The 11,714-nt window shown below is 56.3% G+C and carries 9 protein-coding genes and 2 tRNA genes; 10 read left to right on the plus strand and 1 reads right to left on the minus strand.

The annotated features are described in order from the left end of the window. Positions 1-93 precede the first annotated feature (93 nt). The 8 genes from ACRBB0_RS25070 to ACRBB0_RS25105 all read left to right on the plus strand — a co-directional run bounded on the left by ACRBB0_RS25070 (position 94) and on the right by ACRBB0_RS25105 (position 7,632). Positions 94-1,515, plus strand: coding sequence for a circularly permuted type 2 ATP-grasp protein (locus ACRBB0_RS25070; protein WP_431377213.1), 1,422 nt, complete (start codon positions 94-96; stop codon positions 1,513-1,515). Next, the gene (locus ACRBB0_RS25075) at positions 1,505-2,488 is read left to right on the plus strand and encodes an alpha-E domain-containing protein (protein WP_431377214.1); all 984 of its coding nucleotides are present in this window, start codon (positions 1,505-1,507) and stop codon (positions 2,486-2,488) included. The genes ACRBB0_RS25070 and ACRBB0_RS25075 overlap by 11 nt, the downstream gene beginning before the upstream one ends. A gap of 89 nt (positions 2,489-2,577) precedes the next feature. Next, the gene (locus ACRBB0_RS25080; protein ID WP_431377215.1) at positions 2,578-3,309 is read left to right on the plus strand and encodes a peptidase; all 732 of its coding nucleotides are present in this window, start codon (positions 2,578-2,580) and stop codon (positions 3,307-3,309) included. A gap of 115 nt (positions 3,310-3,424) precedes the next feature. After that, positions 3,425-4,114, plus strand: a complete 690-nt coding sequence (locus ACRBB0_RS25085) for a ceramidase domain-containing protein (RefSeq protein WP_431377216.1) — start codon at positions 3,425-3,427, stop codon at positions 4,112-4,114. A 249-nt stretch (positions 4,115-4,363) separates the two neighbouring features. Continuing rightward, positions 4,364-5,332, plus strand: a complete 969-nt coding sequence (gene glpX / locus ACRBB0_RS25090) for a class II fructose-bisphosphatase (RefSeq protein WP_431377217.1) — start codon at positions 4,364-4,366, stop codon at positions 5,330-5,332. 140 nt (positions 5,333-5,472) lie between these two features. After that, complete coding sequence (gene recJ, locus ACRBB0_RS25095) at positions 5,473-7,218, plus strand: single-stranded-DNA-specific exonuclease RecJ (RefSeq protein WP_431377218.1); 1,746 nt, start codon at positions 5,473-5,475, stop codon at positions 7,216-7,218. A 227-nt stretch (positions 7,219-7,445) separates the two neighbouring features. Beyond that, positions 7,446-7,520 (plus strand) — tRNA-Glu (locus ACRBB0_RS25100). Positions 7,521-7,557: 37 nt separating this feature from the next. Then, positions 7,558-7,632, plus strand: a tRNA-Glu gene (locus ACRBB0_RS25105). A 114-nt stretch (positions 7,633-7,746) separates the two neighbouring features. Here ACRBB0_RS25105 and ACRBB0_RS25110 read toward each other — a convergent pair. After that, positions 7,747-9,108 (minus strand): PLP-dependent aminotransferase family protein, encoded by a 1,362-nt coding sequence (locus ACRBB0_RS25110; protein WP_431377219.1) that lies wholly within the window; start codon positions 9,106-9,108, stop codon positions 7,747-7,749. Between the two features lie 109 nt (positions 9,109-9,217). On the opposite strand from ACRBB0_RS25110, the gene ACRBB0_RS25115 reads away from it, so the two are divergent. Both ACRBB0_RS25115 and ACRBB0_RS25120 read left to right on the plus strand, forming a co-directional pair. Further along, positions 9,218-9,616: a DUF983 domain-containing protein gene (locus ACRBB0_RS25115; RefSeq protein WP_431377220.1), complete on the plus strand. Its 399-nt coding sequence runs from the start codon at positions 9,218-9,220 to the stop codon at positions 9,614-9,616. Between the two features lie 254 nt (positions 9,617-9,870). Next, positions 9,871-11,604 (plus strand): extracellular solute-binding protein, encoded by a 1,734-nt coding sequence (locus ACRBB0_RS25120; RefSeq protein WP_431377221.1) that lies wholly within the window; start codon positions 9,871-9,873, stop codon positions 11,602-11,604. Positions 11,605-11,714: the final 110 nt, after the last annotated feature.

The following is an 11,714-nucleotide window of genomic DNA, read 5'->3' on the forward strand; positions in this document are numbered from 1 at the left end:
CACTAGATGATATTTTCTGACCAAAGAAAACCGTTGGACGGACAAAGGGTCCTCATCAAAGGGCATATGCACAAAAAAACGACAGGAAGAAGAATGTATAACGAGATGTTTCGCGGATCGGGTCTCCGCGAGGAATACGCCGTTATTGATGCTTGGTTGAACAAGCACGGGCCGAATGCGTTATTGGAACGTCAGGATGAGGCCGAAGCCTTGTTTCGTCGAAATGGCATAACGTTTGCTGTCTATACTGACGGCACCGACCCGGACCGCGTCATTCCGTTTGATATGGTGCCGCGGGTCTTTAATGCGTCTGAATGGTCTATTATCGAACGTGGATCAATTCAACGGGCTAAGGCTTTAAATTGTTTCATTGCAGATGTTTACGGGGATCGTAAGATCATCAAAAAGGGGATAATCCCCGAAGCTATGATCCTGAATAATCCAGCCTATCTAGAAGAGATGAACGGTTATCGTCCGCCCAATGATATATGGTCTCATATTATTGGTGTTGATATTGTGCGCACCGATGAGGAACAGTTTTTCGTTTTAGAAGACAACTGCCGGACACCTTCGGGCGTGTCTTATGTGCTGCAAAACCGCGAAGTGATGTCTCGGATGTTCCCAGAGCTGTTTGAGGGCGGTCGTGTGCGCCCCGTCGATGGGTATGGAGAGCATCTGGCCGCCGCTATGCAAGATTGCGCACCCGCCAATTGCGAGGGGGCACCGACGCTCGCGCTATTGACGCCGGGGCAGTACAATTCGGCCTATTACGAGCACTACTTTTTGGCCGACCTTATGGGAATTGAGCTTGTCGAAGGCTCTGATCTGTTTGTCGAAGATGACAAGGTGTTTATGCGCACCACAAAGGGGCCTGAACAGGTGCATGTGCTCTATCGTCGAATAGATGATGATTTCATGGATCCCGAAGTGTTTCGTGCTGACAGCGCGCTGGGCGTGCCGGGCATTATTCGGGCAATGAAGGCGGGCAATGTGACAATGGTCAACGCACCCGGCACCGGCATTGCTGATGACAAGTCGATCTATACCTATGTCCCTGAAATGATACGGTTCTATCTGGATGAAGAGCCGATCATTGAGAACGTGCCGACCTATTGTTGCGACCGCCCGGATGAGCTTGAATACGTTCTGGCCAATCTCGCCAAACTGGTGGTCAAAGAGGTGCATGGATCGGGCGGGTATGGCATGCTTGTCGGGCCAACCTCGAGCGCCGAAGAGGTCGAAGACTTCCGCGCCAAGCTCATCGCGAACCCGACCAATTATATCGCCCAACCGACTTTGTCTTTGTCGACATCGCCGATCCTCACCCCGGATGGGATGTCACCACGGCATGTGGACCTCAGGCCGTTTGTGATTTCGGGCAGCAAAACGACGCTGATACCAAGCGGGTTGACGCGCGTGGCGCTGACTGAAGGATCACTGGTGGTGAATTCAAGCCAGGGCGGCGGCGTCAAGGATACATGGGTTTTGTCGGATAGGATTTCAGATGCTGAGTAGAACCGCTGAAGGCTTGTTTTGGATGGCCCGTTATGTCGAACGGATGGATAATACCGCCCGTTTGTTGAATGCCGGGCGCCGTTTGGATGCATTGCCGCGCCGCGCAAGCACAGAACAGAGCGAATGGACGTCGGTTGTCATCGCGTCGGGCTGCACCGAGAGTTTCGCTGGTGGGCCAGAGGCGGCGAATGCCATTGATGTCTGTGAACATTTGGTCCGTGATGTCACAAATCCATCGTCGATTGTGTCATGTATCAATGCCGCCCGGCAAAATGCCAAAGCCGTGCGCCCGTCTTTGACATCCGAGGTTTGGGAGGCCATCAACCAAACCCATGCGGAACTCAAACTCCATCTCAAGCAAGAGTTGGACCGCAAGAACCTATCTGCCTTTTTGGATTGGGTGCAGTCGAGATCTGCGCTGATTGGCGGAACGGTGTCGGATACAATGCTGCGCAATGACCGCTTTGGGTTTGTGCAGATGGGCAAATGGTTTGAACGGGCCGATGCCACTGCGCGGCTTTTGGATGTGAAGTACCATGTGCTGTTGCCTGAGGTGACTGATGTGGGCGGCGGGCTGGATTATTTGCAATGGCTGCAAATTTTGCGCGCAGCCAATTCGGCCACAGCGTTTCGTCACATCTATGGCCGCAGTCTTGATTCCGAAGGCGTCGTCGATCTGTTGGTCTTGAACGAACACAGCCCAAGATCGCTGCGCCGCGCGCTCGACCATCTGCAATACGAGCTTGAAACATTGGCGCAAGGCGATGACAGCCTGCAACAAGAGCTGCTGAGCCGCCTTAATTATCATCATCAAATGCTGACGACACTGAGTGTCAAAGATATTTTTGCCGAGGGGCTGCATGAATGGCTGACCCGCTTTATCCTTGAGACCAACAGCTTGGCTGGAATGACCGCGGATGCGTTTGGATTTGGCATCACCCCGATTGAGGAGCATTCGCAGAATATTCAATAATTCTGGTTAAGGCTGCGTCAAGCAACTTGCGGCGGTTCGCGCGTTGTCGCATAGAGCTAGGCTTGAGGCAGTTGGTGATGGAGCAACCTATGACATATTGCGTGGCAATCAAACTTGATGCCGGAATGGTTTTCCTTTCCGACACACGCACGAATGCCGGGTTGGACAATATTTCTAAGTTCAAGAAAATGTTCACTTGGGAAGTCTCAGGTGAGCGTTGTGTCACCTTGATGACTGCCGGAAATCTGGCAATTACTCAGGCGGTTATATCGCTTTTGCAGGAAAACATCGACCATCCCGAAAACGGGCTGGAAACCATTTTGTCCGCCCCATCTATGTTTCGCATCGCGGAATTGGTGGGCGATGCAATGCGGGTTGTGCAAACACGCTATGGCCCTGGTTTGGTGCAATCTGGTGAAAGCACCATGAGCTCGATTCTCGTCGGGGGGCAGCGCGCCGGTGGAATCCATCGACTGTTTCACGTCTATACGGCGGGAAATTTCATCGAGGCGACCGAAGAGACGCCGTATTTCCAGATTGGTGAGCACAAATATGGCAAACCGATTCTGGATCGGGTTTTGACGCCGGAGACGCCTTTGGATGTGTCGATCACGGCTGCGCTTTTGTCGATGGATTCGACGTTGCGTTCAAACCTGTCTGTGGGCATGCCGTTGGATTTGGCGGTGCTTGAAACCGATAAATTCACCTTTGCGCAAAACCGTCGGATCGAAGAATTTGACCCAGATTTCCAGAAACTATCGACGGGATGGTCGGCCGCTCTGCGCAGGGCCTTTGACGAGATGCTACACCTGAACGTGTGACGTTTGGATGACTTGGTCTTTCTGCTGAAAACGCGATTTTCATGTCGTTTTGGCTTTGATTTATCAGGGGAAACTGGCTAGATCATCATGTTAATGTCTTTTACTTAGGTGATATATGGATTGGTTTGCCCCGATAGATTTGTATTGTGAGAGGGCCGATATCGGCCTGTGGGCCGAGCCAATAAATGCCCTAAGCAATCTGGCTTTTCCACTGGCCGCGATATGGGCTTGGCACAGCGCCGGGCGGTTTGGGCAACGACGCACGATTGTTGCGATTCTTTGCCTGCTAGCGGGGTTGATCGGGGTTGGATCGGGACTTTTCCATACCTTTGCCAATCGCTGGTCGGAGTATGCCGATGTGATTCCGATTTGGAGCTTTGTGGCGCTCTATGTGCTCAGCGCGATTGCGTTGGTGGGCGGTGCGCCTGCGGGCAAGGTGGCACGGATCGGTGTGATTTCAGCGGCGATCACCACGGTTATCGTCTTGGCAACTTCGGGCGATGGAGAGGCCCATTCGCACGAGGCTGACCCTTTGAACGGCTCTTTGCAATACGCACCGGCGCTGCTGGCTTTGGTGGTGTTTTCGGCGATTACCCTGTGGCGGGGCCATGCGATCCGCGGCTGGGCTGTGGCGGCAACAGGGGTGTTTGCGCTGTCATTGGGCTTTCGGATCATGGACTTGCATCTTTGCGCGGTTTGGCCAATGGGCACGCATTTCATGTGGCATGTTCTGAATGCGCTGATGGTTGGGCTTTTGCTACAGGGGTTGATCCGCTGTAGTCCGGCCCGCGATGGGGTGGCTTAGGGCCAATTCGTTCGCGAGATCGGCCCGATGAGTGGCGCGGTTCGGAATGCGTTGATTGGTCGGGGATTGAGGAGCCAAGAGCGTGGCTTGGGGGCGCTGAACCTGTGTGACAGGTCTAGGTTGGGTGCAGAGCGTGGGTTTTGGCCTGTGTTATATCACCACGATATGCATCCGTTGGCGATAGCACCCTTGCCCCCGACCTATGCGCTGGGCTAAACGGCAGACGCATTTCATCTTGAGGAACTCCCCATGTCCACGCCCACCGATTTCAATGACCGTATGCTATCTTTGGGCTTGGCCCGTGTTGCTGAGCAAGCTGCTATTGCTTCTGCCGAATGGATTGGCCGTGGCGACGAAAAGTCCGCCGATCAGGCCGCTGTGAATGCAATGCGCGAACAGCTGAACCTTTTGGACATCAAAGGTGTGGTTGTGATCGGCGAAGGGGAACGTGATGAAGCGCCGATGCTGTATATCGGCGAAGAGGTGGGCAATGGTGACGGCCCTGGTGTTGATATTGCACTGGACCCGCTGGAAGGCACAACGCTGACCGCCAAGGATATGCCGAACGCGCTGACTGTTATTGCGATGGGGCCGCGTGGGTCGATGCTGCACGCCCCCGATACATACATGGATAAGCTGGCGATTGGCCCCGGTTTCCCGGAAGGCATCGTTGAAATGGACATGCCGCCAGCGACCCGCGTGTCGGCCTTGGCCACCGCAAAGGGCTGTAAGCCGTCCGATATCACCGTTTGTATTCTGGAGCGTCCTCGCCACGAAGATATGATCGCGGAAGTGCGCTCGACCGGGGCGAGCATCCGTTTGATCACTGATGGCGATGTTGCCGGTGTGATGCATTGTGCCGAACCGCACCTGACCGGGATCGACATGTATATGGGCCAAGGTGGCGCGCCTGAGGGTGTCTTGGCGGCGGCTGCGTTGAAATGCATGGGCGGGCAGATGCAGGGCCGTCTGGTGTTCCGCAATGATGACGAGCGCGCGCGTGCTGCCAAAGCCGGGATCACCGATCTCGACAAGGTTTACAGCCGCGATGAGATGGTGACCGCAGATGTGATTTTTGCGGCGACAGGCGTGACCAGCGGGTCGATCCTGCCGGGTATTCAGCGCGAGCCGGGGGTGATCACGACTGAGACGTTGTTGATGCGCTCGAAGACGGGCTCGGTGCGGCGGATGCAGTATCGCAATCCGGTTAAATCCTAAGCTCGTCGGGAGACGAATTTTCGGCGAAAATTCGAAAAGCGGTGCACGAGAGGGTGGGCCGCTTTTTGTCATTTTGGTAGGCTGCTTCTCGCTCGGGTATATCTTGGGTAACTGAAGTCAGAAGACATCTTGGGGGCGTGATGAGTTATCTTGGCGTTGAGAGCAGTTTGACCGGACGACGCTGGGTTGGGCCGAGCGTTGAGGTTGAACGTCAGGCTGAGGCCTTGGTCCAGCAAAGCGCCCTGCCTTTGGCGCTGTGCGGGGTCTTGGCACGATTGGGCGTGGCCCCGGCTGAGGTAGAGACCTATCTGGATCCAAAGCTGCGGGATTTGCTACCCGATCCGAGATCGTTACGGGATATGGAGGTGGCGGCAGCGCGGTTTTTGACGGCCGTGCGCGAGCGTCAAAAAATTGCTGTCTTTGCCGATTACGATGTGGATGGCGGCACGTCAGGGGCTTTGCTGGTCGATTGGCTGCGTCAGATGGGGCGGCGTGCGACACTCTATGTGCCCGACCGGATCGATGAGGGCTATGGCCCCAATGAACCGGCAATGGCGGGATTGGCGCGGGATCATGATTTGATCATTTGCGTGGATTGCGGAACGCTGTCGCATGATGCAATCGCAGCTGCCAAGGGGGCAGATGTGGTGATTTTGGATCACCACTTGGGCGGTGAAACCCTGCCTGGTTGTGTGGCCTGTGTGAACCCGAACCGGCAGGATGAGGACGGGGCGTTGGCGCATTTATGTGCGGCGGCGGTGGTGTTTTTGATGTTGGTTGAGGCTGGGCGGCAGCTGCGGGAAGCCGGGGCGCGCGGGCCGGATTTGATGGCGATGCTGGATTTGGTGGCGCTGGCGACGGTGGCAGATGTGGCCCCTTTGAAGGGGGTTAATCGTGCTCTGGTGCGCCAGGGGCTTAAGGTAATGGCCGGGCGCAGTCGGCCCGGATTGGTGGCGTTGAGCGATGTTGCCAAGCTCGACAGTGCGCCGTCATCGTATCATTTGGGCTTCGTATTGGGTCCACGTGTCAATGCCGGTGGGCGCGTAGGCCAAGCGGATTTGGGCGCGCGTCTATTGGCCTGTGACAACCCGCATGAGGCGCAGGCCATGGCGGAACGTTTGGATGGGTTCAACACAGAGCGGCGCGAGATCGAGGCAGCAGTGCGGGCGGCTGCACTCGCCCAGGCGGAAGAGCGTGGGCTGGATGGGCCATTGGTGTGGGCCGCAGGCGAGGGTTGGCATCCCGGTGTTGTCGGCATTGTCGCATCGCGCCTGAAAGAACAGACCAACCGCCCGGCGATTGTGATCGGTTTTGACGGGGAAGACGGCAAAGGGTCTGGGCGGTCTGTGAATGGCGTTGATTTGGGGGCCTCTATTCAGCGGCTGGCAGCGGAAGGGCTGCTGGTCAAGGGCGGCGGTCACAAGATGGCGGCGGGCTTGTCGATAGACAAGGACAAGCTGGAACCGGCGATGGAGCGTTTGGGCGAATTGCTGGCCAAGCAAGGTGCCGGGACCGGCGGCGCGGCGGATTTGCGGCTGGATGGTATGTTGATGCCCGGTGCCGCCAATGTGGACCTGATCGAAAAGCTTGAGACTGCCGGGCCCTATGGGCAGGGCGCGCCGGGGCCACGTTTTGCCATTGCTGATGCGCGCATCACCTTTACCAAACAAGTCGGCTCTGGGCATCTAAAGGTGGCCTGTGATGACGGCATGGGGGGGCGGCTTGAAGGCATCGCCTTTGGCGCGTTTGACGGGCCGATGGGGCAGGCTTTGGTCAACCATGGTGGCGCGCGGTTCCATTTGGCCGGAAAGCTGGAGATCAATGAATGGGGTGGTCGGCGCTCGGCGCAACTTCGGCTGGAGGATGCGGCCCCGGCAGCGGGTTGATAAAGCACGCAGACAGCGCGGCGGTGCGCCGTCCACCTATGTCACACAGCTCGGGTTGTTTTGGCCAAGAATAGGTGCAGCAATGGCGGCAAGTTGCTGTTTTTGTGCAAGCCCGGCCAAGTGGAGGCAGGATTTGTGCGGGTTTGCAAAATTTGGGTGAAAAAGATGCAAGAATCCTCTTGCGAAGGAGGCGCGCGCAATCTAAAAGCCGCTTCACGCCAAACGGCGCTCCGTTCGTCTATCGGTTAGGACGCCAGGTTTTCAACCTGGAAAGACGAGTTCGATTCTCGTACGGAGTACCATTGGCGCGCTTTCCCTGAGAGATTTCAGGGCTACGGCGCTCCGTTCGTCTATCGGTTAGGACGCCAGGTTTTCAACCTGGAAAGACGAGTTCGATTCTCGTACGGAGTACCACTCTTTTCCTTGACTGATTTTCTACGCGACAGATGTTCGAGTTTAGTGATCTTGGGATTAAACCCGTTTCGCAAGGCTAGGCTGTGCGGTTCAGGCGAAAGATCAGGCACATGTTTAGCCGAGCCAATCTTTGCGGGTCAGGGCATCGTCCAGAGCAATCAAATCCAACTCAAGCTGTTCCCTGGTGATTGGACCACCCAAGCAGACGCGCAGCGCCTCGGGAGGAGTGGACGTGGTGCAAAACGCGTCAGATGGCATCAATCCGATGTGGCGGCCTGCCATCCGTGATAGAATTTCGGCGCGGCTTGTCCCCGAGGGCAGGTGGAGCCAGAGGTTAAAGGCGTTTGGGTCGGATTGGATCACGTGATCGGACAATATTTCGCCGGCGCGTGATTGCCGATGTTCGGATTCCGAGCGGATAAAACGTTGCAGGGCTGTGGCTGTGCCGTCGCTGATCCAGCGCGCCGTTAAGGCGAGGCTGAGGGGGGATGCCATCACGTGTTGCGTGCGTAACGTTTGGGAAAAGCCAGACATTTGCGCCCGGAGCGGTACGGTGACATAGGCCAGGCGAAGCCCCGCGCCCAGGAGTTTTGAAAGGCCCGCCACGTGCCATCCCAGGCCGGGAATGTGGCTTGAAATTGGCCGCGGGGCATTGCGCGCGGTGAAGACATAAGCATCGTCTTCGATCAGGGGCAGATCATACATTTGTAAAACTGCCGCGATCTCTTTGCGTCGGGCGCGGGGCATGGTTTGGGTGTTGGGATTTTGCAGGGTTGGATTGAGGTAAAGCGCGACGGGCTGATGTGTTCGGATCAGCTCACCCAGTTCCGTGGGCAAGAGGCCATCCGTATCAGACGGGACGCCAATGACCCGCAGGCCAAGATTGGCGGCGATTGCGCGGATGCCGGGATAGGTCAGCTCTTCGCAGAGCAGGGTCAATCCGGGATCGGCAAGCTGGGACAGAATCGCATAGATCGCCGCATGTGATCCCGGCGCGATAGCAAGGCGCGCCGGGTCGGGCGTCAGGTCGTTCTGAGACATCCACGCGGCGGCCGTATCACGATCTTCGGCCAAGCCGGTGGTGGATTGATAGCGCAGAAGGCTGGTGATTTGCGGGGCGATCTGGGTCAATCCGGCTTGCATCTGTTCAAGCAGAGCGGGTTCGGTCGGCTCGGGCGGCATGTTCATGCGTGGATCATCTTCGACGCCGCGCACAGCCGAGGCCGCGACTTGGGCAGTGGTGACAAAGGTGCCGCGCCCTACAAAACTTTCGGTGTAGCCGCGCCGGGTTGCTTCCGAATAGGCGCGTGAGATGGTGGAAAAGTCGACGCCAAGGGCCTGGGCCAGGCTGCGTTGTGGTGGAAGTCGGTCACCAGGTCGCAGGGTGCCGCGGCTGATATCACTTTTGATTGCCTCGGCGATCTCCATATAAAGAGGAATGCCGGTGTCGGTCAGTGTCGGGGTCCAGTGGCTCATACTGCTGTCATGCCCCGATTGTGGCAGCTGTGCAATCAAATTGTATGGTGAATGATTGCATTCAATATCGTGAAATTGTATGTGGTGACAACATTGCAGGAGAATCGTGATGACGGATGCGCAAACCCAAGGGGTGACTGACATGGTAGAGACGTCTGAGCGCGACATGAAACGCTCTTTGGGACGGGGGCTTATGCTTCGGTGTCCTGAATGCGGCACGGGCAAATTGCTGCACAGCTATCTCAAAGTGAACGACAGCTGTGATTGTTGCGGACTGGAACTGCACAAAGCCAAGGCCGATGACGGCCCGGCCTATATGACGATTTTGATCGTTGGACATATCTTGGCCTTCGGGTTGCATTTCTCCTATGTCACCTATCGGCCCGAGCCGATGACGATTGTGATGATCGGTCTGGCGCTGACCATGAGCAGCTCACTATTGTTGCTGCCGCGTATGAAAGGGCTGATTATCGGGTTTCAATGGGCCAAACGGATGTATGGTCTCTAGGCGCTGAATGCGCGTTCCGAATCTTTCGAAATGACAGAAATGATTTGCGTTTTTGTTCGCTTTGGTTAAGTTGACAGGCACTTCCGACACCGGAGTGCCTGTTTTTGTTTGAGGCAAGGTGCTGAAATTTCGTAGAAATTTCGATCATCGAGGGTCTACTAAAAAATTAGTTTGACAGCGCGCGTTCGAATGTGACACCCATATTGCAGCCAAAGGTGAACATCTGCGGCATTACATTCAGGGAGGAGCGAAAGATGCGGAAGTATCTTTTCACCGCCGTTGCAGCGTCTGCTGTGATTGCGGGAACGATGGGGCATGCCGATATGGCAGCGGCCCAAAAATGGATCGACGAGGAATTTCAGCCGTCTGTCCTGACAAAAGACGAACAAAAGTCCGAACTTGACTGGTTCATCAGCGCGGCAGAACCCTTTAAAGGCATGGAAATCAACGTCCTGTCCGAAGGTATCCCGACGCATAGCTATGAATCCGAAGTTCTGACCAAAGCGTTTGAAGAAATCACCGGAATCAAGGTCAATCACCAGATCCTTGGCGAAGGCGAAGTTGTTCAGGCGGTTCAGACCCAGATGCAAACCAAGCGGAATCTCTATGACGGTTACGTCAATGACTCCGATTTGATTGGCACGCATTCGCGTCTTCAACTGGCGTATAACCTGACCGACCAAATGGCGGGCGACTGGGCGGGCACCACGTCCCCAACCCTTGATCTGGCCGACTTTATGGGCAGCCAGTTCACCACCGGCCCCGATGGCGACCTGTACCAGTTGCCCGATCAGCAGTTTGCGAACCTCTACTGGTTCCGTAAAGATTGGTTCGACCGCGCCGACCTCCAGGAACAGTTCAAAGCCAAATACGGCTATGACCTTGGTGTTCCGGTCAACTGGTCCGCCTACGAAGACATCGCGGAGTTCTTTTCCAACGACGTCAAAGAAATAGACGGTACGGAAATCTATGGCCACATGGATTACGGCAAACGCGCGCCTGACCTTGGTTGGCGTATGACCGACGCGTGGCTGTCCATGGCTGGTGCCGGTTCCAAAGGTGAGCCAAACGGTGTGCCAATCGACGAATGGGGCATCCGCATGGAAGCCGGGTCCTGTAACCCAGCGGGCGCAAGCGTGTCTCGTGGTGGGGCGGCCAACGGTCCCGCGGCGGTTTACGCGATCCGCAAATGGGACGAATGGCTGCGGGCTTATGCACCTCCCGGTGCGGCGTCTTATGACTTCTATCAGTCACTGCCAGCCTTGGCACAGGGCAACGTAGCCCAGCAGATTTTCTGGTACACCGCGTTTACAGCGGACATGGTCAAGCCACAGTCCGAAGGCAACAACACGGTTGACGAAGCTGGTAAGCCCTTGTGGCGTATGGCGCCTTCGCCACACGGCCCTTATTGGGAAGAAGGCCAGAAGGTTGGCTATCAGGATGTTGGTTCTTGGACATTCCTGAAATCCACACCGTCTGATCGCGCTCAGGCCGCATGGCTCTATGCGCAGTTCGTGACATCCAAAACTGTTGATGTGAAGAAATCCCACGTGGGTTTGACCTTCATCCGCAACAGCTCGGTCAACCACGACAGCTTCTCTGAGCGTGCCGAAAACCTTGGTGGTCTGGTCGAATTCTACCGCTCGCCTGATCGTGTGGCATGGTCGCCAACCGGCGTGAACGTTCCGGATTATCCGAAACTGGCGCAAATCTGGTGGCAGCAGATTGGTGACGTGAACTCGGGTGCCTTTACCCCGCAGGAAGCGATGAACCGTCTGGCCGAAGAAATGGACATCACCATGGCCCGTATGCAGCGCGCAGATGAGCAGGCGAATGTTTACGGCGGCTGTGGCCCACGCCTGAACGAGGAAAAGGATGCCGAGTACTGGTACGCCAATGGCGGCGCCAAGCCTCCTTTGGAGAACGAGAAACCCGCCGGTCAGACCGTCAACTATGACGAGCTGGTTGCACGCTGGGCGTCTGAGTAACTCCTCCTGACGCAGGCCGCGGTTCCTCCATTGCGGCCTGCTCACTCCCTCGGCCCTTATCTTTGCGCACAAGGATCAGGGCCTACTTTCCCCACTATTCACCGCCCGTG

This window comes from Pelagimonas sp. (genome assembly GCF_050633425.1).
Classification (GTDB): domain Bacteria; phylum Pseudomonadota; class Alphaproteobacteria; order Rhodobacterales; family Rhodobacteraceae; genus Pelagimonas.

Excerpts from the sequence above, each read along its gene's own strand:
- ACRBB0_RS25070 (WP_431377213.1), top strand. The coding sequence starts at position 94 with ATGTATAACGAGATGTTTCGCGGATCGGGTCTCCGCGAGGAATACGCC.
- ACRBB0_RS25075 (WP_431377214.1), top strand. The coding sequence starts at position 1,505 with ATGCTGAGTAGAACCGCTGAAGGCTTGTTTTGGATGGCCCGTTATGTC.
- ACRBB0_RS25080 (WP_431377215.1), top strand. The coding sequence starts at position 2,578 with ATGACATATTGCGTGGCAATCAAACTTGATGCCGGAATGGTTTTCCTT.
- ACRBB0_RS25085 (WP_431377216.1), top strand. The coding sequence starts at position 3,425 with ATGGATTGGTTTGCCCCGATAGATTTGTATTGTGAGAGGGCCGATATC.
- glpX (WP_431377217.1), top strand. The coding sequence starts at position 4,364 with ATGTCCACGCCCACCGATTTCAATGACCGTATGCTATCTTTGGGCTTG.
- recJ (WP_431377218.1), top strand. The coding sequence starts at position 5,473 with ATGAGTTATCTTGGCGTTGAGAGCAGTTTGACCGGACGACGCTGGGTT.
- ACRBB0_RS25110 (WP_431377219.1), bottom strand. The coding sequence starts at position 9,108 with ATGAGCCACTGGACCCCGACACTGACCGACACCGGCATTCCTCTTTAT.
- ACRBB0_RS25115 (WP_431377220.1), top strand. The coding sequence starts at position 9,218 with ATGACGGATGCGCAAACCCAAGGGGTGACTGACATGGTAGAGACGTCT.
- ACRBB0_RS25120 (WP_431377221.1), top strand. The coding sequence starts at position 9,871 with ATGCGGAAGTATCTTTTCACCGCCGTTGCAGCGTCTGCTGTGATTGCG.